This window comes from Rothia sp. HMSC072E10, from assembly GCF_001813965.1.
Lineage (GTDB): Bacteria > Actinomycetota > Actinomycetes > Actinomycetales > Micrococcaceae > Rothia > Rothia mucilaginosa_A.
Window position 1 is genome coordinate 449,894 of record NZ_KV814491.1, and the last position, 20,185, is coordinate 470,078.

Sequence of the window (20,185 nt, forward strand, 5' to 3'; positions counted from 1 at the left end):
GTCCGCACCATCCGAAGGAGAATACCTTGAGTACCCACCACTCCCCCTACGGCTGGGGCGCACAGGATCTGAACGCAGACCGCCTGAGCCGCAAGGCCCCGCCCGCGCGCAAGGTTCCCCTGAAGCGAGGCTTGCTCATCGAGAGCGTGGACGGTTGGGTAGGTGAGGTGGTGCGCGCCGAACGCATCGGCGGCGCCATCTTCTTCGGTCTGGAGGACGCCAAGGGTCGCGTGAAGAATTACCCGCTCGGCACCGGCTACCTGATTGAGGGCGAGCCCGTTGAAATCATCGCTCCGGCACCGGCGAAGGCGCCCAAGCGCACGATTTCTCGTTCGGGTTCCATCGCCGTGAAGAACGCCCCCGCGCGGGTTGCGCGCGCCTCCCGCATCTGGGTTGAGGGTCTGCACGATGCCGAGCTGGTGGAGAAGGTTTGGGGCCACGACCTGCGCGTTGAGGGCATCGTGGTGGAGCCGCTGCACGGTGTGGACGACCTGGCCGGCGCGGTGCGCGAGTTCGCCCCGGGCCCGGGCCGCCGCCTGGGCATCCTGGTGGATCACCTCATTGAGGGCACGAAGGAACAGCGCATCGTCGCGGAGGCGCTGGCCGTTCCGGGTGCGGCGGGGCACGTGAAGATTGTGGGCCACCCGTTCATCGATATTTGGCAGGCGGTCAAGCCCTCGGTTCTGGGCCTGAAGGCCTGGCCGCAGGTGCCGCGCGGCGAGGACTTCAAGAAGGGCACGCTGCGCCGCCTGGGCCAGCCGCACGAGACGCAGGCGGATGTGGCGCAGGCCTGGAAGCACATCCTTTCGCGAGTGGATTCCTACGCCGATTTGGACCCGACCCTGCTGGGGCCGGTGGAGTCGCTCATCGACTTTCTGACCGAGCCCGGCGCGTAACCGCGCTGTGCGGATGTGAGTTTGCTCAGAACCTTGCAATCCAGCGCATTAACCGCCGGCGGGGCTGGCTTGAGGCGGTACAATGGTGGAGCACCGATGCGGCCGCTCCATTGAGCCGCGGCGGTGCTTCACTACACTCAAGGCCGTCACCACCCGCACGGTTCGCCCCGCTCGGGCGGATTCGCCGTTCGACGGTGACCACCACAAGATACTTCGATTGAACCAGGATTTTCGTGACTAACGACGCACGCCCGACCACCGGGCCTCAGAAAACCCGCAAGATTAGCGTGATTCAGGACCGTAACCGCGCGACTCTCGCGCATTTCGGGGGGATTCTCGGCATTCTTCCCTCCGCCGCGGTGTTCTACGTGAGCCGCCGTAACGCACCCTTCGCTGAGCAGGAAGCTTTCGAGGCCATGAACTTCACCCTCGTGCCCTCTCTGCTGATTGTTGTCTGCTTCATCCTGGGCTTTGTGCCCGGCCTGGGTAACATTGCCCTGGTGCTGGGGATGCTCGTGTGGCTGTTCATGGCGATTGCTTCGGTACGCGCCGGCATTGAGGTCAACCGCGGTGAGCCGTACAGCTACCGCATGAACCCGCGCCTGCTCGACCGCGTGGTGAAGAGCAACTAGGTTAGAGCGCCAGGTCTGGCGACTAACGCCGAACCGGTTGCGTTCACGAACGCTGCACCGCATTTTGAATACTTAATTTGAATACTTAAGGGGCCCGCACCACTCGGTGCGGGCCCCTATCGGTTAAGTCTGCGTCTTCGGTGCCCGTCGGCTCGCCTCTCGAGTCTGCTCCCCCATCGAGTCTGCACGTTGGGCCATTAAGTCAGTTTCGTGCCGCCCGCGAACCGGCGGAGGCTATCGCGGATGCGGGAGAGGCACGTAACGGCACCAAACGACCCCGCTGGAAATCGTCGTTAAACGATCGTGGGCCCCTGTTGCCAGGAGCCCACAACCGTATTCACTCAACTTCAGCAAAGACGAGAACACGCTGTTAGACATATACCGTCCTGCCATGAACTATTATGGCACAGCCTAACCTTCAACCACAACTTGAGAAACGCTCTTTGGAGAAAGTTTTTAGGCCTTGGCGGCGGCTTCCAAAACCCGGTGATCGGCACCTCACGAAAACCCACTAAAAACCCACATACCTTTGAGCTAGTCCAGCGAAAATTTCTGAATCAAACCCAAAGATTCCACACCAAAGCCCACCGATACGCGGCCAAAAATCCCTCAGAAAAAAATTTTTAAATTTTTTCTCGCAACATTCGCGCGGCCCGGCTGGGTTCGGCGAAACGAGGCCGCCTCCCCCGGCGTCCGGGGTAGGTGTCAGAGGGGCGGGCGCCTCCTTCCCCGAGCGTTTAGTCTTCGGCGGCCTCCGAGACCTCCGGCAGCAGCTCGCGCGTCACGGCATCGCCGAGCAGGCGACCCTTGAGGGTGAGGCGCACGTGCGCCTCCGGGTCGGGCTCGGCGGAGGCGGTGAGCGCATCCGGTTCGATGAGCCCCTGGGAGACGAGCCAGCGCAGGGAGGCGCCCAGCTGCGCCTCGTCGTGCACGGCGAGTAGCTCGCGCATCGCCAGGCCCTCGCGCACACGGATCATGAGCATAATCGTCTCAAAAGCACGAGTGGCAGTGTCCAGCACCTCACGTGCCGCCGCCGGGGACTCCCCCGCACGCACCTTCTGCGCGTACGGTACCGGGTGCTTCACGTTCCACCAGCGGGTACCGTTCACGTGCGAGTGCGCGCCGGGACCGATGCCCCACCAGTCCTGGTTGCGCCAGTAGGCGAGGTTGTGGTCGCTGCGGGTATCCTCGCTGCGCGAATAGTTGGAGACCTCATACCAGTTGTAGCCGGCCTCGGTGAGTAGCTCCTCGGCGAGCAGGTACATGTCCGCCATGAGGTCTTCATCGGGCATGGTGTATTCGCCGCGGCGGATCTGCGCGGCAAGCTTGGTGCCGTCCTCCACGATCAGCGAGTACGCCGAAATGTGGTCGGGCTCGTAGGAGATTGCGGCGCGAACGCTTTGCTCCCACTGGCGCAGGGTCTCCCCCGGCGAACCGTAAATCAGGTCCACGGACACCTGCAGGCCGACCTCCTTAGCCCAGGCGACGACCTTCGGCACGTTCGAGGGGGTGTGGGTGCGGTCGAGCACCTTCAGCACCTCGGGTACGACGGACTGCATGCCGAAGGAGACGCGGGTGAAGCCGCCGTCCTTGAGGGTCTGCAGGTCTTCGCGGGTCACGGAGTCGGGATTCGCTTCGGTGGTGACTTCTGCACCCTCGACGAGGCCGAAGACGTCGATGGCTGCCTGCAGGATGCGTACGAGGTCGCGGGCGGGCAGTTTGGTGGGGGTGCCGCCTCCGAAGAAGACGGTGTGCATGGGGCGTTTTGCGACGCCGGAGGTTTCGAGGGTGCGGGCGGCGAAGAGGATTTCTGCGATGGCGTCGTTGGCGTAGGTGCCGAGGCCGATGCCGTCGCCGAAGTCTTCGGTGGCGTAGGTGTTGAAGTCGCAGTAGCCGCAGCGTACGGAGCAGAAGGGGATGTGTACGTAGAGGCTGAAGTCGCGGTTTTCGCATCCTGCGGCGCTGGTGGCGGGGATGCGCCCGTCGCGGGGTGCGGGGTCGCCGGTGGGCTGGGCGGGCATTCTGCCTCCTGGAACTAGGTGTACGAGTAGTGAATCAAGTATGGGTACCGCGCGTGAGGCTACGCGGGTAGCGTCAGCAGACAGCGTGCAGAGAACCCGGCGGTACACGGGGCACCAGCCGGGTTCTCCACACAAACAGGTCGGCACACAGCCGGAAAAGCTACGGAAGCAGCGAAGGCTACTTCTTCTTGTCCTTCTCCTCGCCCGAAGACAGTGCCGCAATGAAGGCCTCCTGCGGGACCTCCACACGACCGACCATCTTCATGCGCTTCTTGCCTTCCTTCTGCTTCTCCAGCAGCTTACGCTTACGCGAAATATCGCCGCCGTAACACTTCGACAGAACGTCCTTACGCATCGCACGAATATTCTCGCGGGCAATAATGCGCGAACCGATAGCCGCCTGAATCGGCACCTCAAACTGCTGGCGAGGAATCAGCTCACGCAGCTTCGAGGTCATCATCAGGCCGTACGAGTACGCCTTATCGCGGTGAGTAATGGCGCTGAACGCATCCACCTTCTCACCCTGCAGCAGGATGTCGACCTTCACCAGGTCGGCCTCTTCCTCACCGTCGAACTTCCAGTCCAGCGACGCGTAACCGCGGGTGCGAGACTTCAGCTGATCGAAGAAGTCGAACACAATCTCTGCCAGGGGCAGGCGGTAACGCATCTCCACACGGTCCTTGGAGAGGTAATCCATGCCGCCCATCTGGCCGCGGCGAGACTGGCACAGCTCCATGATCGCGCCAATGTACTCGCTCGGGGCAATAATCGTACACGCCACCATGGGCTCGCGAATCGTCGCGACCTTACCCTCGGGGAATTCGCTCGGGTTGGTCACGCGCTTAGCGTTGCCGGCCTCATCTACCACGTCGTAAATAACGTTCGGTGCGGTCGAAATCAGGTCCAGGTTGAACTCGCGTTCCAGGCGCTCACGCACAATCTCCAGGTGCAGCAGACCCAGGAAGCCACAGCGGAAACCGAAGCCCAGCGCGGCAGAGGTCTCCGGCTCGTAAATCAGCGCGGCGTCGTTGAGCTTCAGCTTATCCAGAGCATCACGCAGCGCCGGGTAGTCCGAACCGTCAATCGGGAACAGGCCAGAGAACACCATCGGCTTGGGGTCCTCGTAACCGCCCAGGGACTCCTGCGCAGGCTTCGCGGCGGAGGTGACGGTATCACCCACACGGGACTGACGGACGTCCTTCACACCGGTAATGAGGTAACCCACCTCGCCCACGCCCAGGCCCTTCGACGGGACGGGCTCAGGGGAAATCACGCCGATTTCGAGCAGGTCATGCTCAGCGCCGGTGGACATCATCTTAATCTTCTGACGCGGCTGCAGGCTGCCGTCCACAACACGTACGTAGGTGACCACGCCGCGGTAGGAGTCGTACACCGAGTCAAAAATCATGGCACGCGCCGGGGCGGATGCGTCACCCTGCGGAGCGGGAATCGCCTCCACAATGCGGTCCAGCAGAGCCTCAACGCCCTCACCGGTCTTACCCGATACGCGCAGAACCTCGTCCGGCTCGCAACCAATCAGGTTCGCCAGCTCCTCAGCGTACTTATCCGGCTGAGCTGCGGGAAGGTCAATCTTGTTCAGCACCGGGATGATGGTCAGGTCGTTCTCCATCGCCAGGTACAGGTTAGCCAGAGTCTGAGCCTCAATACCCTGGGCGGCGTCCACGAGCAGAAGCGCACCCTCACACGCGGCCAGGGAGCGAGAAACCTCGTAGGTGAAGTCCACGTGGCCGGGGGTGTCAATCATGTTCAGCGCATAGGAGGTGCCGTCAACATCCCAGGGCATGCGCACAGCCTGAGACTTAATGGTGATGCCGCGCTCACGCTCAATGTCCATGCGGTCCAGGTACTGCGCCTTCATATCGCGCGGGGCAACCACGCCGGTGGCCTGCAGCATGCGGTCCGCGAGGGTGGACTTACCGTGGTCAATGTGAGCGATAATGCAGAAGTTGCGAATAATCGCGGGGTCGGTCGCCGCCGGAACGGGCGGGTTCTTCGACATGGGTGCCAATCACATCATCCTTTCGAGATGCTGGGCGCGGGTATGGGCATAGTTACCTATCATTTTCCCATACCCGCGGCCGATGCGCGAACAGACCTAGCGTTCCGAAGAATCCTCCGCGACTCCCGCACCACCGTCTGCCGGGTTTTCGGCCTCGGATGCGCCGCTGAGGGAATCCAGGTAGCCCTCAATATCCTCGGCAATCACCTCGCCGGAGACAGTGCGCAGAGTCGAATCCATCTTCTGCTCAATCTCACGCACCAGCTCGACCTTCTCGTAGTCCTTCGCCATTTCTTCGGCGAGCTCCGCCTCCCACTCATCAGCGTGGGTGCGCAGGCGGTCGTACTCCTCAGACTCAACCTTAATGCCGAGGATGACTTCCAGCGCCTCGATCAGGCTCACAACCGCGCGCGGGTTCTGCTGGTCAAAGCTCAGATACCCCGGGATGCTCATACGTAGCATGACCGATGAGGGCAGGCCGTGCTCGGCGGCGAGCGCAGACATCGCCATCGTCACCGAGGTAGAACCGGTGTAGTCCTCGTGCAGAATACCGGGGATGGCCGCCAGCTTCTCGTCGTGAGTGGTCAGGGTGTACGGGTACGGGCGGGTGTGCGCCACCTGATCTTCAAAGGTCTCAACGAAGATTGCGTGGTCCACGTGGAGCTTCTTCACGTACTTGAAGAAGCGGTTCATGAACCGCCGCATGCACAGGCTCGGGGCGGGGCCGGTCACCACGAGCAGGCGCAGTCGGCGCTCCGGGATGGTGACCATGTTGTAGAACATCTTGGGCCACACCAGAACCGTGGATTCGGAGTCGTCGCTGTTCTGCAGCTGCGGGGCGACGGAAGCATAGTCGTAGAAGTCGTCCATGTCGAAGCCGGGGCTCTCATCGCACGGGTCGAACGCGCGGTGAATCACGTCGAGGGCGTCCTCGCCGTTGCCCGGGGGTTCCTTCGCGGAGTTGAAACCGACCAGCATGACGGTCGTGTAGTTGTCTTCCTCTGAGGATTCGCCCAGGCCCAGCTTGCCGAGCAGTCCCTTCTTCGCGGGCTGTTCTGTGGAGGCGGGCTTGGCGAAAGCGTCAAAGAGTCGGGCGGGCGGGAAGTTCGGCTGGCTCATCGTTGTCCTTAGCTCGTGGTCGGTTCACCGGGTGTATGGGGCGTATGGAAAGTTGCCGGTCAACCGTCGGTGGTTGTGTGGTGTGTATCGGCGGTGCTCACTCCCTCGGTGCCGTTCATAGTGCCGTTTAAGGCGCTACATGCAGGCGCGGGCGGTGTGCGGTACCGCTGATAGTTCCCACTATACGGGCTCTTCCGCGACCCGCAAGCGGTTTCGTCACCGGGCGGGCGCCTCCAAAGAATCTGGGCAGGGAATCCGTGCCAAGAATTGGGCAAGGAATCCGGGCGTCATAAAACCACAGCGTGCGGGCATAGCAAAAGGCACCCCGCCGCTTAGCAGGATGCCTTTCACATGGGACCTAACGTAGCCTGCAAATAGGTTTGCCCCAAGTAATTTCACATCTTCCAGATACGGACACATGATGCTGGCCGGTTTCATAGGACATCAGAATATGTGATTATCCTGATCAAGCTCCGTTTATTGGGGGAAACGGTGGAATTCTCTCTGGGATAAGAACCTCACCAGCTGCGGTACGCTCGTCATACTCGCGTGCGATAGTACGCATTGGAACATGCGACCCCCGCTTAAAGCGCTCCTCAAGAACCCATTGGCGTTTCATGGCTTCAGCCTTATTAGCTGGTGCCGGCGGCGTAATCTTAGTTACGCAGAAGGTGATAGGGTCGCTCAGCGTCGGAGGGATTTTTTCAGGTTCCATGTGAGTATTCTAGTCTAGCTTCTTACTGAGCTCTGTTGGCATGGTACACATGCACTGCATCTTTAGGGTTCCTTTCGGGCATAGCAAAAGGCACCCCGCCACTTAGCAGGATGCCTTTCACAAAAGTTATGAGGAGTTAGCCGGTGACGCCCCCGAACGGTCCTCTAGACCGAAGCATAAAGCCGCGGCCGCCCAAGCATTATTGCCACACCAATAGGTGAGGCTCAGGGTTGCAGGGGAATCGTCTAACTCCTTGAGCCCAAGTATACACGAAAAAGAGACCCCCTGCGTTCCCCTTAGAGGAGGGGGAACACAGGGGGTCTCTGCCCTTAAACCAGAGAGGTACTCACGTACCCCGCAAGTTTTAGAAAGCCTTGTTTACCAGCGCAGCAAGACCGGACTTCTTGTTTGCAGCGGTCTTCTTGTGCAGAACACCCTTGGAAACAGCCTTGTCCAGCTTACGGTTCACAAAATGCAGAGCCTCAACAGCAGCTTCCTTGTTCTGTGCCTCAACAGCGGCCTTGACCTTGCGGGTCGCGGTCTTCAGCTCGGACTTTACAGCGTTGTTACGCAGGCGAGCCTTCTCGTTGGTGAGGATACGCTTCTTCTGAGACTTAATGTTAGCCACAATTAAACTTTCTGTTTTGTCTTATTGGTCGGTGAGGGCGACGCTGGCCGATCATCGACTGAGCGGCGTGGGGATGCCTATGGCAACCGGCCAGCAGTGCCCGATGACCATCGGACACTCAACCACACATAATACCAGATGAACAGCCTCCACGACAGACCCTCGCGGAGAGAAAAATACTGTGAAAACCACTACACGCAGCCTCCATATCCGGGCAGATTACCGGCACCAGTCGCCGGTGAAACTACCGGCACAGGGCGTTAGCCGTTATGGCGAGTCCACGCACGCTCAATCAGGCGGAACGTATCCTCCGGCATAATCGCACCCTCACGGCGCATCGAATCCGGGCGAACACGAATCACACGGTTCAGCTTCACCTCAGAGGCACGGCCCTGCGGATCCCACGGACCCGAACCAATATCAAGGTAGTTCGAATCGGCGTGCTCACGGTTATTGTGATCCTTGCTGGTCATCATCAGCGCCAGCAGGTACTCACCGTCACGACCCACCAGAAGCACCGGGCGGTCCTTACCCTGCGAGTGGTCCTCCTCGAAAGGAACCCACGTCCACACGATTTCACCCGGGTCAGCGTCGCCATCCAGGGAGGGCGAGTACTCAAAGTTGATCATGTCGCGGTAATCGCCCGGGTAATCCGAACCGTCGGATGCGACGGTCGAAGCCGGTGCGGAAGGCTTAGGTGCCGAGGACTTTGCCGAGGAAGGCTTCGGGGCGCTCGGCTTGGGCGAAGACTGCGAGGACGCGCGGCGTTCCTCGCCCTTCGATTCGTGCGAGCCGTCGGAGCCCTTAGAGGAGGCCGCCTCGTTGAGCATGTCCTCCGCCGCCTTCTGCAGGTGGGGCAGCAGGGCAAAGAAAATTTTCTTCAGGAATTCAAGCATGCGCACCATTATGCACTAGTCGCGGGCGGGCAGTGCAATCGCCAACACCGCGCGCTCCACGGCGTACACCGCATCCTGCGATTCTCCCTTGAGCTGGGCGTCGGCATCGGCCAGAAGCTGCACGATATGCGCCAGCTGGGCGCCGGTGAAGCGGCGGCCGTCTCGCTGAGCCTGTTCTACCTGCCACGGCGCCATGCCTACCTCGCGCGCCAGCTCGTTAGCGCTCATACGCACGTGGTGCACGCGCGCAATATTGCGGATGCGCATGGCGAGCGCGCCGAGCATCGGAATCGGCTCCGTGCCGGTGGCCAACGCGTGGCGGAGCAGGCGCAAGGCTTCGGAGGCGTTACCCGAGATGGCGGCGTCACTCACGCGGAACGCGGTGACCTCGGTGCGGCCGCCGTAGTAGAGGTTCACGGATTCCTCGGTGATTTCGCCAGGGATATCGGCGAGCAGCTGCTGGCAGGCGGCGGCCAGCTCGGCGGTGTCCGATGCAGCGGCGGTCAGCAGGGCCAACGCTCCCCCGGTGATGGGTCGGCGGGCGGCCGAGAACTCGCTGGCCAGGAACTCGCCCTTCTCACGGTCGGTTTTGAGCGCCTTGCAATTGACGAGCACAAACTGGGAGCGCACCAGGTCGATGAGCTTCTTGCCTCGGTTGCCGCCCGAGTGGTTCAGGATCAACATGATGTCCGGCTCAGGAGCCTTCAGGTAGGCCAGGGTGTCGGTGAGGAAGTCCTCGCTCATGGAGGCGACGTTCTCCACCTCAATGATTTTGGCCGAACCGAAGAGTGAGGGGGACGCCTGCAGGGTCAGCTCCCCCGCCGTGTAAGTTGCGGCGTTCATCTGCACGCGGTCCACCTCGGGGTGCGCCTCGCGGAAGAGCTCGCGCAGGCGTGCCGCGGCGCGGGAGGCGAAGTACTCCTCGGGGCCGTAGAGCATGACGGCCGGCGCGGGCGTGACGGTACGCCAGGCGGTGTCGAGGGCCGGGCCGCCGCGGCGGCTGTATCCTCCTCGGCCACGCTGGGGTGTACGCTGACCTGCCACGCTCATCACTCGCCTTCTGTTGGGTTTGTCTCGCGGGGTTCCGCTGAGTATCCATCATAGCCTCTCCGCGCCGGTTGCCTCCTTTCTGCCGGTGATATTTTCGTCGGTACCTCGCGTGCCGGTGCTCCGCGCGACGACCCGCAGGTAGCGGCGGTGGGTTACGGTGCGGTAGCGGCGCGCATCCGCCCACCAGAGCAGTGCGCTGAGCCCCGCAACGACCGCGATGCTCAGGAGCACCGCAGGGAGGTCGTTCCCCGGCTCCCAGGGGTTTCCGGGGGCTTGGGCCGCGGTGACGGCGATGCGTTCGATGCCCGCAGCCGCGAGACCCCCGACGCGCAGGCAGAGGTCGGCCAGGGGCGTCATGCCCGTCGCGAGGAATCCCAGGGCGGCCAGCCCGGCGAGCATGCTCACCGGGGCGAGGGGTGCCGCCGCGAGGTTGGCCGGGACCGCGTAGAGCGGCACCTTACCGCTCATCGCCAGGATGAGCGGGGTGCACCACAGGGAGGCCACGATGGGGGTTGCGAGCGCGTGCGCCCAGAATCCCGGCAGGGCGCGCATGAAAAGGCGCGCCAGGGGCGGGCCCAGCAAGATGAGCGCGGCGGTGGCCGTGACTGAGAGGGCGAATCCGGCGTCCAGGGCGCGATGAGGTGCCAAGAGCAGGCAGGCCAGCACGGTAACCTGCAGCGCGGCCAGCGATTGGCGACCCGAGCCGCGCAGCAGGGCGTAGGCGCCGAGCAGGCCCATGGCGAGGGAACGTACGACCGATCCCTCGTTCTCCAGGAGTGTGGCGTAGGCGAGCACCGCCGCGATGCCGCAGAGCACCACGACCCGGCGCGGGACGCTCAAGAGGCTCAGCCTGCGTACGAGCGGAGGAAGGGTGGCGCTCGGTGCCGGGTCGGTGGAGGTGACCGTCGCGTGCCTAGCGCCGTCGTGCCTCCTCGGACGGGTGCGTGCACCACCCCGCCCGGCGATACCGTGCCGCAACTCTCCCAGCCTCCTCAGCCGCTCGACCCAGGAGCGGTAGTGCAGGTAGCCGGTGGCGATGCGGTAGGGCCGCACGTGTAGCATCAGGCGGTAGGCGACAGCAAACATGAGGGCGATGTTCGCCCCGGAAACCGCCGTCAGGTGGCTGAGCCCGCTGAGCTTGTACTCTTCACGGATTGTGGCGCTCATGAGGGAGTCGTCACCGTAAGCCGTGCCCAGAACGATCGCTGCCGAGTCTGCCCCGAGAACCTCCCGGCCGTGGGCTCGTAGCCGCTCCTTAAGGCCGGTCAGTATGCCTCGGGGGTCTGCGCCACCGGGGTTACCGCTCGTTGAGCTGTTGTTCTGTGCGAAGAGCGTTCCGCGCAGGCGAGCTGTCGCGGTGAACGGGCCCTCGCCGAACTCCACGGTGCCGATGGCCGTGACTCTCGTTCCGGGCCGCAGCTGCCGATTCCCCGAGCCTCCCTTCGCGTCTCGGCGAGTCTTGCCGGAGGTCGTGCGCGCGTACACCCGCACCCGCTCGTTGACCGCGGCCCGCACGGCACGGCCCTGTACCTCCTCCAGCCTGATGACCGTCAGGGTGGTGCGCGGATCGATAGGACGCACCTGTTCCACGACGCCGCTCAGGCGAATGGACCGGCCCTGAGCCTGGTGCAGGGTGGCGCGGGAGGCATCCACCCCCGTGGCGCAGAGCAGCACCGCCTGCGCGACGATGACGCAGGCAACCAGCACCCCCTGGCCCGCAAGGCGGAAGAGGAAGGGCCCCCGTGCCTTCGCGAGGCGCGAATCCGCCCCACCTCTCGGCGCCAGCAAGGCTATAGCCAGGCACCCCAGCACCCCAATCAGAACGCACGCCGCCGGGTGGAGTACCGACCATGTTCCACGGTTTAGGGCCAACGCGGTGAACCCCCAGAGGGTAAGCGTGGCCGGGATGAGACGCAGGTCCAGGTGGATGAGGCTCCCCTGGGCCCTCAGCTCCTCGCTACCTCGGCGTTCTGCCCACCGCTCGGCCTGCACCGCCCAGCCGTGCCGAAGACTGCCGTAAAGGCCACGCAGTCGATTGCCCCCGCGGGCCGGGGTGCGCAAAGTACGAGCCATCAGACCGTCACCAGCGGACGCAGGGTCTCGAGCAGGGTCGGGCCGATGCCGGGCACCGCATCCAGCTCATCCACGCTGCGGAAGCCGCCGTGGGCCTCACGCCAGGCGATGATGCGCTGGGCCATGGCCGGGCCGATGCGCGGCAGGCTCTGCAGCTGCTCGGCGGTCGCGGTGTTGATGTTGACCGGGGCTGAGGCGGCGGGAGTACCCGTGCCGCCGGAGGGGGTGAGGGTGCGCTGAGGCTGTGAGCCTCCTCCCCGAGATGTACCCTGAGCCCCTCCCTGCGCGGTGTTGGGTTGAATGGGCGCCGGAGCGGCGGTTTCCCCTCGGCGCGGAACGTAGAGCTGCATGCCGTCGGTCAGCTCGCCCGCGAGGTTCACTCGGTCCAGGTCGGCATCAGCGGCGGCACCGGATGCGGCAGCGATGGCATCCACGGCGCGGCCGTTCGCTGGGAGGGTGTACACGCCGGGGTTGTTGACGGCCCCGGCCACGTGCACCCGCACCTCGGCCGCCTGACTGGGCTGGGGCGTCGGATGCGCGCTCTCCGCCCCCTGCCCGCTCCCCTGTGCGGTGCCCGAAGCCGGTGCCGGCACCTGGGCTACCGGCTCACTACGGGGCACCGCCGAGAACTGCGAGACTCCCCAGATGACGACCGCCAGGACGATGAGCGCCACGAGTACCAGGGCGCGCGGCGAGATGCCCCAGCGCGTTCTGCGGGTGGTGCCGGGCGCATCGGCCTCTTCCCAGTCCTCCCAATCGTCCCACTCTTCCAGGGCCTCTGGCTCTTCCAGAGCGCCCGATTCGTCGGGGGCCTCCGGGCTATCTTCGGCGCGGGATGCGCTGCCCAGGCGCACGGTGTCTTCCCGGTCGCAGTCCGGAATTGCCTCGGCGCGCCCCGAAGGATTGGACCCGACGGGCCCACCGCTTTCGGGGGCCGCGGGGTTCGCGGGTTCCGGGGCGCGCCCGGGCGTGCGGTACAGGCCGTTCATGAGTTCGCGCGCTGTGCGCGGCGGCACCCCGGTCGGCGTGGTGACGCCCGGTGAATCTGCCACGTGGTACCCGTATTCGGCGGGGACGTCTTCGTCGGCGAACTCGTTGAAAGCCCGCTCGGCCGAGGAATCTTCCCGCGGCGGGAGATTCTGAAAGGAAGTGCGGTGGTTGGGGGTCATGCTCGTCATACCTCCACACTAGGCTTGCGCGCGCGGCTATTCCGGAGCGCAGAAAAGCCTGTGGATAACGCTCCTTCCCCGGCGGGAAAAGGCGCTATCCACAGGCTTCTTTTTGAAAAAATCTACCCTTTTATTCAAATATGCACGGCGTGCACACGTAACACGGGGGTCAAAACATAACGGCTAAGTCGCGGGTTTTCGGCGTTCTTAAAACCTTCCGCACCCACAAAATAGTTCGGAGCCCACACGAGCTCCTGGATATCCACGGGAGCCCCCGTGAGAGCACGGTTTCCGTTACGGCGCTCCCAGGCAATTACCCGGTCAGGCAATTACCCGGCATCCACGCTGGCCCCGGCACCCACAAGTTCAACACCCGTGAAATCGTCCGGCGGCTCTACCCGCTCGCGGCCTTAGCCAGCCACTCCCTAGTCCTCGCGCGGCAGCTCGGTACCGGGAATACCTAGCTCGGCGGCGCGCTTATCGGCCATGACCAGCAGGCGGCGAATACGGCCCGCAATCGCGTCCTTCGTCATGGGCGGCTCGGCCAGGCGACCCAACTCGTCCAGAGAGGCGTGCTTGTTCACCACGCGTAGCTCCCCCGCGTAACGCAGGTGTTCGGGGGCCTGATCGCCCAGAATTTCGAGGGCGCGCTCCACGCGGGCGCTGGCCGCCACGGCGGCCTGGGCGCTACGGCGCAGGTTAGCGTCATCAAAGTTGGCCAGTCGGTTGGCGGTCGCGCGCACCTCCTTGCGGGTGCGGGCCTCACGCCAGGTGGTGAGGGTGCCGGTCGCGCCCATGCGCTCGAGCAGTTGCGCAATGGTCTCGCCGTCGCGCACCACCACGCGGTCGGTACCGCGCACCTCGCGGGCCTTCGCAATGATGTCGAGGCGACGGGCGGCACCCACGAGAGCCAGGGCGGCCTCGGGGCCGGGGCAGGTAAACTCCAGTGCGGAGGAACGGCCCGGCTCGGTCAGGGAGCCGTGCGCCAGGAATGCGCCGCGCATGACGGCCTCCGCATCCTGCAGGGAACCGTTGACCACGGCCGGCGGCAGGCCGCGCACGGGGCGACCGCGCACATCCAGCAGACCGGTCTGACGGGCCAGGGCCTCGCCGCCCTGATCCACGCGCACCACGTAGCGGCCACCGCGGCGCAGGCCGCCACCGGTGACGCTGGTGAGCTCGGAGTCGTGACCGTAAATCTCAGAGATGATGCGGCGCATGCGGTGGGCGGTGGGCTCGTGATCTACCTCAGATTCCACCACGATTCGCCCCGAGACAATGTGCAGACCGCCGGTGAAGCGCAGAATCGTTGAAATCTCGGCCTTGCGGGCAGAGATTTTCGGCGCGTCATAGCTGGCGAGTTCGTCTTTGACGAGGGTGGTCAATGCCATAGGTTGGTGTCCTTCTGGGCGGGTAGTCGGCACGGGTGGCCGGAAAAGTTCAGTCTGGTAAAGTTCGGGCTAAAATTCGGTGCGCCGCTTCCTGAGCGGGCGAAGAAAACCTCTAAGCGCTCAGCTCGAAGGTTTCGTTGTACGCGGAGGCGAGCTTCAGCGGATCGTGCACATCCGGCCGGGTGCTCGAACGCAGGTGCGCCCACACGACCTTCGCACCCATCGAGGCGGCCTCGCGCTCGAGTCCCGCGCGGTGGTCGGCCTGCATGTCGGCGTCGGCAATCACGGCGTCCAGGTGCAGCTTGGATGCGTACTGGCGCAGAAGCTCCAGGTGGGTTGCCGGGGTAAACCCCACGGTCTCCTTGTCGTCGGAGAGGTTCATGACCACGCATCGGCGCGCCTCCGTGCGAATAATCGCCTCGCGCTGGGCGTCCAGCAGCAGGTGCGGCAGAACCGAGGTGCGCCACGAGCCGGGGCCGAGCACAATCCAGTCGGATTCCTCAATAGCGGAGAGCGCCTCCGGGCAGGGACGCGCGTGCTCCGGGGACAGGCCAATATCGTGCACGCGCTCCTCCTTGGAGAGGTTCACCTGCCCCACGACCTTGACCCGCTCGATTCCGCCACCGGAGTGCTCGCGCAACACGGTACCGTAAATCACCATGGGGTCCAGGGCCATGGGGAGCACGCGGCCGCGGGCGTTCAGCAGGGCGCCCGCCCAGTCCAGGCCGGCCACCGGGTCGTCCAGCAGCTGCCAGAGCGTCGCGATGAGCAGGTTGCCGAGCGCGTGGTAGTCCAGGGGAAACTCCCCCTCGTAGCCTTCGGGCGCGGCGAAACGGTGCTGCATGACGTCGCGCCAGGTGCGGCCCCAATCGGTGTCGTCGCAGAGCGCCGAGAGCGCCATGCGCAAATCTCCGGGAGGAAGAATACCCATCTCCTCACGCAGGCGACCCGAGGAGCCGCCGTCGTCCGCCACGGTTACCACGGCCGTCAGGTCGGGGGTCACGTGGCGCAGAGCCGAAAGCGATCCGTACAGGCCGTGCCCGCCGCCCATGGCCGTCACCTTCGGTGAACGGTGCGTGGTCTTCAGCAGACGCAGAGCCTGGGTTGGAAGCGCGGGTAGGCGGGGAATCCCCTGAGTGTCATAACTGGTTGAATGAGTGTTCATAGTCTGTATCTCACATACCCGGAAGCGGCCGGCCCTCCGCTCGGTGTGCGAAGGGCGACCGGTAGCTGATTATGGGTTGCCGGTCAGTACTGCGGGGCTATTCGCGGCCCTTGTCGCGGTGCTGCACGTTCACGTTGACATCGGGGAAGGCGGAGAGGCGGCGGGCCAGCTCCTCGGTCACGGCCACCGAGCGGTGCTTACCACCGGTGCAACCAATCGCGATGGTGGCGTAGTACTTACCCTCGCGGCGGTAGCCCTCCAGCACGGGACGCAGGGCGGCCAGGTAGTTGCTGATGAACTCCTCGGTGCCGGCGTGCTCCAGCACGTAGTCGCGCACGGGGGCGTCCTGGCCGGTCAGCGGGCGCAGTTCGGGCACCCAGTGCGGGTTCGGAATAAAGCGCATGTCGGCCATGTAGTTGGCGTCCGAAGGCGCACCGTACTTGAAGCCGAAGCTCATGACGGTCAGGTTCAGCTTCTTGTCCGCACCCTCGGCGAACATCTCGCGCACGGTGCGGGCCAGCTCGTGAACGTTCATGCCGGTCGTATCAATCGTGCGGTCCGAGGCCAGGCGCAGGCCCTCGAAGAGGGTGCGCTCGGCGCGGATGCCGTCGAGCACGCGGCCCTCACCCTGCAGCGGGTGCGGGCGGCGCTGAGCCTCGTAACGGGCGATGATGGTCTCGTCCTTGGCATCCAGGAAGAGCATGGAGAAGTCAATATCGGACTTGCGCAGCGTCTCGATGGCGGCCGGCAAATCAGAGAACAGCGCGCGGGCGCGCACGTCAATACCGAGAGCCACCTTCGGCACGCGAGCGCCGTCGCGGGTCACCAGCTCGGCCAGGGAACCGAGCATCTGCGGAGGGATGTTATCGATAACGTACCAGCCCTCGTCCTCGAGCACGTTAGCGACGGTGCTACGGCCCGCACCGGAGATGCCGGTAATCACCAGAATCTGCGGGCGCTCATCGCTCTGGACGGAATGTGCGGCGGCATGGTGCTGATTGTCTGCCATGGTGTCTCTTCCCCTTTGACGCGAACTACTCTATAAGCCATGATACAAGACCTTGATTAGACGGTCCGGGCCCGTGCTCACATATTTCAGGACATGACAAAAAAGAGTCCCCCCCCCCCCATCTCCCCCGAGCGTTAACGCGAAACGACCCGCCGCAAAGAATGCGACGGGTCGAATGTTCCGCTCGTGAAAAGCGCCGTAAAAATGTTATGAAAACGTTGGGGAGAGCGCCACGAATCTGCTCGGATGCGTCTGCCGCGGGAACGGCCGCGGGAACGGCCGCGGGCTAGGAGCAGTCCGGGCCGAAAAAGCCGCTCACGTACTCCAGCAGGCGCACCGAAACGTCCTTCTTCGAGCCGATCAGCACCGGCTCCTCATCGGTCAGCGCAGAGAGCAGGGTAATCGTGTTCTCGTCCGTGCCGAAGCCCAGGTTCACACCCACCGTGTTCACGGCCAGGAAGTCGGCGCCCTTGCGCTGCATCTTCTCGCGGCCCAGCTCCAGCGGGGTCTTTTCTGCCGAGCCGGTCTCCGCGGCGAAACCCACAATAATCTGCGGGCCCATGCAGGTCTGACCGGCCTCCCGAGCCTGAGCGCGACGCACCACAACCTCACGCAGGATATCGGGGTTGCGCACCAGGTTGATGACCGGCGCATCCTCGGAATCGGCGCTCTTCTTAATCTTGAACTCGGCGAACTCGGCGGGCCTGAAATCGGCCACCGCCGCGGACATCACCAGAACGTCCGCGGATGCGCTCGCCTCCAGGACGACCTCGCGCAGCTCTAGGGCGCGCTCAACGCGGGTCACCCGCACGCCCTCGGGGGCGGGCACCTCGATGTTCGCGGCAATCAGGTGCACGTGCGCGCCCAGGTCGCGGGCCGCCTCGGCCAGGGCCACGCCCTGCTTGCCGGTCGAGCGGTTACCCAGGTAGCGCACGGGGTCGAGGGGCTCGCGGGTGCCGCCGGCGGTAATCACCACGGTGCGTCCGGCCAGCGGACCGGATGCGGCGGGCACCTCCCGGGCCGCGCTCTCGACGGCCTCGGGGCCGCCATGACCGTCGATGCTCACCGAGCCCAGGGTCGCCAGGCGTGCGGCGGCCGCGCGCTCCTGCTCCGTATCGGCGTACAGGGGTTGGGTCGGGGCGTAGCCGGGCGTGTACACCGGGTGCGTGGAACGCTTCGGGTACCGCGCGATGACCTCCTGCGCCAGGCGGAAGATGTTCTCGGGTTCGGGCATGCGGCCGGGGCCGGAGTCCGGGCCCGTCAGACGGCCAATCGCCGGCTCAATCACGTGGTAGCCCCACGAACGCAGGGTCTGCACGTTCGCGCGGGTCGCCGGGTTCTCCCACATCTGCGTGTGCATGGCCGGGGCCAGAATCACGGGCGCGTGCGTGGTCAGCACGGTCGCCGACAGCAAATCATCCGCGCGGCCGGCAGCCAGGCGGGCCAGCAGGTCAGCGGTGGCCGGGGCAATCACCACGGCGTCGGCCTGCTCGGCCTGGCGCACGTGGTTCACCTCGGGCACGCGCTCGAACACGTCGGTCGAAACGGGGTTGCCGCTCAGCGCCTCCAGGGTGGGCACCCCCACGAACTTGGTCGCGTTCGGGGTGGGCATGGCGATAACCTCGTCACCATTCTTCGCAAAAAGGCGAAGGAGCATCGCCGCCTTGTACGCGGCGATGCCCCCTCCCATACCAACGATAATGCGCATGGTACGTCAGATAATCCTTAAACTAGCCGGTCGGCTCGTTACTCGGCGTGGTCGTCGAGGATGACCTCTTCAATCGCGATGACCTCGTCGCTACCGGCGGGAATGTACTCTTCCTCGATAGCGTCGGGGTACTCGGTGACGCTGAAGTCAATCAGAGCGTTCGGCTCTTCAGCGATCGGGTAACCGTCCTCGTTGAACTTGGTGCCGGGCTTGTGCTCAGCCTCAACGCGGTCGGTAATGATTTCGCGCATAGCAACCGACAGAGACTTCTCAGTCGAGTCAGCGTCGACCAGCGGGCCGATGTGAGGGTTCTTGGAATCCTGCAGGTTAGCGTAGTACGCGTTGATCTGGCGGGCGCGGCGGGCACCGAAAATCACCAGGCCGTACTTGGACTCTGCCTTCTCGATCAGCGAGTCTGCGCTGGGGCGCACGATGCCCTCGGGAGTAACGCCGTCAACGAAGTTGTAGTCCTCGTGTTCCTTGATTTCGTTTGCCACTAAAAACTCCAAAGATCTTGATGGATGTACGTACCGAACGCCCTTCGCGGGGTGCCCACGCTCGGATTCGGGCGGGCGCGGGAAGGGCTCGGTCAAAACTAAAGAACTATTCTACCCTCTCGGCGGCTAAAAAGCACGTACCGGATGGTGGAGAAGACGCAAAGGGGCGGGTCACGCTATTTTTGCGTGACCCGCCCCTCACGGCGGGAGACCTACGCGGCGCCAATCAGCTCGGCAATTTCCCGAGCCGCACGCTCCACGCTGTCGTTCACCACCGTCACGTCAAATTCCTTCTCGGCGGCCAGCTCAACCTTCGCGGTTTCCAGACGGCGAGCCTGCTCCTGCTCGCTCTCGGTACCGCGGCCCTTCAGACGCGACACCAGCTCATCCCAGCTCGGCGGGGCCAGGAAAATCAGGCGAGCGTCAGGCATGGTCTCACGAATCTGGCGAGCGCCCTGCAGGTCAATCTCCAGAATCACCGGGTGACCGGCGTCCAGAGCCTCCTGCACCTTAGCGCGCGGGGTGCCGTACTTGTTCTTTCCGTGCACCACCGCGTACTCCAGCATCTGGCCGTCGGCAATCATCTGATCAAACTCGTCCATAGAGACGAAGTAGTAGTGAACGCCGTCGACCTCACCGGGGCGAGGATCGCGAGTGGTTGCGGACACCGAGAACCACACCTTCGGATAGTTCTCGCGAATGTACTGGCACACCGTACCCTTACCAACGGCGGTGGGGCCGGCCAGAACGGTCAAAGTCGGCTGAGACATAGCTTCCTTCCAGATGCGCCGCCGCACGCGCGGGGCGCAAACACTTTAGGACTGAGAAGATTCAGAAGACTGAGCAGCAGTCCTGCGACGTGCGCGGTTGAGATACCGCGAATTACGGTTGAAGTACTCCACCATCTTGCGACGCTGGTGAACGCCAAGACCACCCAGACGGCGGGTCGGCGCAATATGAAGTTCTTCAATGATGCGTTCTGCTCGAACGGCACCAATGCCCGGAAGTGCGCGCAGCATCTGCCCCACCGGCATTTTAGCCAGTGCAGGGTCGGAATCGACCATATCGAGAACCTGACGTACGGAAAGCTCACGTTCACTCAGTGCACGCTTAATTTCCTGGCGGTGTGCTCGGGCAAGTACTGCCTTCTCGCGGGCGGAGGCGCGCGCATCCTCGGTTAGCGGAGTCAGCGGCAT

At 64.1% G+C, this 20,185-nt stretch carries 17 protein-coding genes; 2 read left to right on the forward strand and 15 right to left on the reverse strand.

Features of this window, described 5'->3' with window-relative positions:
* The first annotated feature begins 26 nt into the window (after positions 1-26).
* Positions 27-896 carry a DUF3097 domain-containing protein gene (locus tag HMPREF2944_RS07175; RefSeq protein WP_070681948.1) on the forward strand — a complete coding sequence of 290 codons (870 nt, stop codon included), beginning with the start codon at positions 27-29 and terminating at the stop codon, positions 894-896.
* Between the two features lie 233 nt (positions 897-1,129).
* Complete coding sequence (locus HMPREF2944_RS07180; protein WP_070681951.1) at positions 1,130-1,528, forward strand: DUF4870 domain-containing protein; 399 nt, start codon at positions 1,130-1,132, stop codon at positions 1,526-1,528.
* A 737-nt stretch (positions 1,529-2,265) separates the two neighbouring features.
* Here HMPREF2944_RS07180 and hemW read toward each other — a convergent pair.
* The 15 genes from hemW to mihF all read right to left on the reverse strand — a co-directional run bounded on the left by hemW (position 2,266) and on the right by mihF (position 20,185).
* Positions 2,266-3,549, reverse strand: a complete 1,284-nt coding sequence (gene hemW, locus HMPREF2944_RS07185) for a radical SAM family heme chaperone HemW (RefSeq protein WP_070681954.1) — start codon at positions 3,547-3,549, stop codon at positions 2,266-2,268.
* Between the two features lie 178 nt (positions 3,550-3,727).
* On the reverse strand, positions 3,728-5,569 hold the full coding sequence (lepA, locus tag HMPREF2944_RS07190) for a translation elongation factor 4 (RefSeq protein WP_371440420.1): 1,842 nt from the start codon (positions 5,567-5,569) through the stop codon (positions 3,728-3,730).
* 96 nt (positions 5,570-5,665) lie between these two features.
* Positions 5,666-6,688 (reverse strand): PAC2 family protein, encoded by a 1,023-nt coding sequence (locus tag HMPREF2944_RS07195; protein ID WP_070681960.1) that lies wholly within the window; start codon positions 6,686-6,688, stop codon positions 5,666-5,668.
* Between the two features lie 1,079 nt (positions 6,689-7,767).
* Positions 7,768-8,031 carry a 30S ribosomal protein S20 gene (gene rpsT / locus HMPREF2944_RS07200; RefSeq protein WP_070681963.1) on the reverse strand — a complete coding sequence of 88 codons (264 nt, stop codon included), beginning with the start codon at positions 8,029-8,031 and terminating at the stop codon, positions 7,768-7,770.
* A 260-nt stretch (positions 8,032-8,291) separates the two neighbouring features.
* Positions 8,292-8,927 (reverse strand): type II toxin-antitoxin system PemK/MazF family toxin, encoded by a 636-nt coding sequence (locus tag HMPREF2944_RS07205; RefSeq protein WP_070681966.1) that lies wholly within the window; start codon positions 8,925-8,927, stop codon positions 8,292-8,294.
* A 15-nt stretch (positions 8,928-8,942) separates the two neighbouring features.
* Positions 8,943-9,971, reverse strand: coding sequence for a DNA polymerase III subunit delta (holA, locus tag HMPREF2944_RS07210; RefSeq protein ID WP_371440412.1), 1,029 nt, complete (start codon positions 9,969-9,971; stop codon positions 8,943-8,945).
* Between the two features lie 54 nt (positions 9,972-10,025).
* On the reverse strand, positions 10,026-11,684 hold the full coding sequence (locus HMPREF2944_RS07215) for a ComEC/Rec2 family competence protein (RefSeq protein WP_246826284.1): 1,659 nt from the start codon (positions 11,682-11,684) through the stop codon (positions 10,026-10,028).
* Positions 11,685-12,049: 365 nt separating this feature from the next.
* Entirely contained in the window at positions 12,050-13,228 is a 1,179-nt protein-coding gene (locus HMPREF2944_RS07220; protein WP_070681975.1) for a ComEA family DNA-binding protein, read from the reverse strand.
* A gap of 416 nt (positions 13,229-13,644) precedes the next feature.
* Positions 13,645-14,610 (reverse strand): DNA-binding protein WhiA, encoded by a 966-nt coding sequence (gene whiA, locus HMPREF2944_RS07225; protein ID WP_049334251.1) that lies wholly within the window; start codon positions 14,608-14,610, stop codon positions 13,645-13,647.
* A 112-nt stretch (positions 14,611-14,722) separates the two neighbouring features.
* Positions 14,723-15,775, reverse strand: a complete 1,053-nt coding sequence (yvcK, locus tag HMPREF2944_RS07230) for a gluconeogenesis factor YvcK family protein (RefSeq protein WP_049343726.1) — start codon at positions 15,773-15,775, stop codon at positions 14,723-14,725.
* 97 nt (positions 15,776-15,872) lie between these two features.
* The gene (gene rapZ / locus HMPREF2944_RS07235; protein WP_049334253.1) at positions 15,873-16,784 is read right to left on the reverse strand and encodes an RNase adapter RapZ; all 912 of its coding nucleotides are present in this window, start codon (positions 16,782-16,784) and stop codon (positions 15,873-15,875) included.
* A gap of 286 nt (positions 16,785-17,070) precedes the next feature.
* Positions 17,071-18,492 (reverse strand): bifunctional phosphopantothenoylcysteine decarboxylase/phosphopantothenate synthase, encoded by a 1,422-nt coding sequence (locus HMPREF2944_RS07240; RefSeq protein ID WP_070681977.1) that lies wholly within the window; start codon positions 18,490-18,492, stop codon positions 17,071-17,073.
* 38 nt (positions 18,493-18,530) lie between these two features.
* Positions 18,531-18,989, reverse strand: coding sequence for a DNA-directed RNA polymerase subunit omega (gene rpoZ / locus HMPREF2944_RS07245; protein WP_049343732.1), 459 nt, complete (start codon positions 18,987-18,989; stop codon positions 18,531-18,533).
* A gap of 212 nt (positions 18,990-19,201) precedes the next feature.
* Positions 19,202-19,759 carry a guanylate kinase gene (gene gmk / locus HMPREF2944_RS07250; RefSeq protein ID WP_049334256.1) on the reverse strand — a complete coding sequence of 186 codons (558 nt, stop codon included), beginning with the start codon at positions 19,757-19,759 and terminating at the stop codon, positions 19,202-19,204.
* 45 nt (positions 19,760-19,804) lie between these two features.
* A complete protein-coding gene (mihF, locus tag HMPREF2944_RS07255; RefSeq protein ID WP_049334257.1) occupies positions 19,805-20,185 on the reverse strand; it encodes an integration host factor, actinobacterial type in 381 nt (126 codons plus the stop codon).

What these genes read in the sequence shown, in the direction of transcription:
- gmk (WP_049334256.1), bottom strand. Translation starts at nt 19,759, where the DNA reads ATGTCTCAGCCGACTTTGACCGTTCTGGCCGGCCCCACCGCCGTTGGT.
- HMPREF2944_RS07240 (WP_070681977.1), bottom strand. Translation starts at nt 18,492, where the DNA reads ATGCGCATTATCGTTGGTATGGGAGGGGGCATCGCCGCGTACAAGGCG.
- HMPREF2944_RS07205 (WP_070681966.1), bottom strand. Translation starts at nt 8,927, where the DNA reads ATGCTTGAATTCCTGAAGAAAATTTTCTTTGCCCTGCTGCCCCACCTG.
- mihF (WP_049334257.1), bottom strand. Translation starts at nt 20,185, where the DNA reads ATGCCGCTGACTCCGCTAACCGAGGATGCGCGCGCCTCCGCCCGCGAG.
- yvcK (WP_049343726.1), bottom strand. Translation starts at nt 15,775, where the DNA reads ATGAACACTCATTCAACCAGTTATGACACTCAGGGGATTCCCCGCCTA.
- lepA (WP_371440420.1), bottom strand. Translation starts at nt 5,569, where the DNA reads ATGTCGAAGAACCCGCCCGTTCCGGCGGCGACCGACCCCGCGATTATT.
- HMPREF2944_RS07195 (WP_070681960.1), bottom strand. Translation starts at nt 6,688, where the DNA reads ATGAGCCAGCCGAACTTCCCGCCCGCCCGACTCTTTGACGCTTTCGCC.
- HMPREF2944_RS07220 (WP_070681975.1), bottom strand. Translation starts at nt 13,228, where the DNA reads ATGACGAGCATGACCCCCAACCACCGCACTTCCTTTCAGAATCTCCCG.
- hemW (WP_070681954.1), bottom strand. Translation starts at nt 3,549, where the DNA reads ATGCCCGCCCAGCCCACCGGCGACCCCGCACCCCGCGACGGGCGCATC.
- whiA (WP_049334251.1), bottom strand. Translation starts at nt 14,610, where the DNA reads ATGGCATTGACCACCCTCGTCAAAGACGAACTCGCCAGCTATGACGCG.
- rapZ (WP_049334253.1), bottom strand. Translation starts at nt 16,784, where the DNA reads ATGGCAGACAATCAGCACCATGCCGCCGCACATTCCGTCCAGAGCGAT.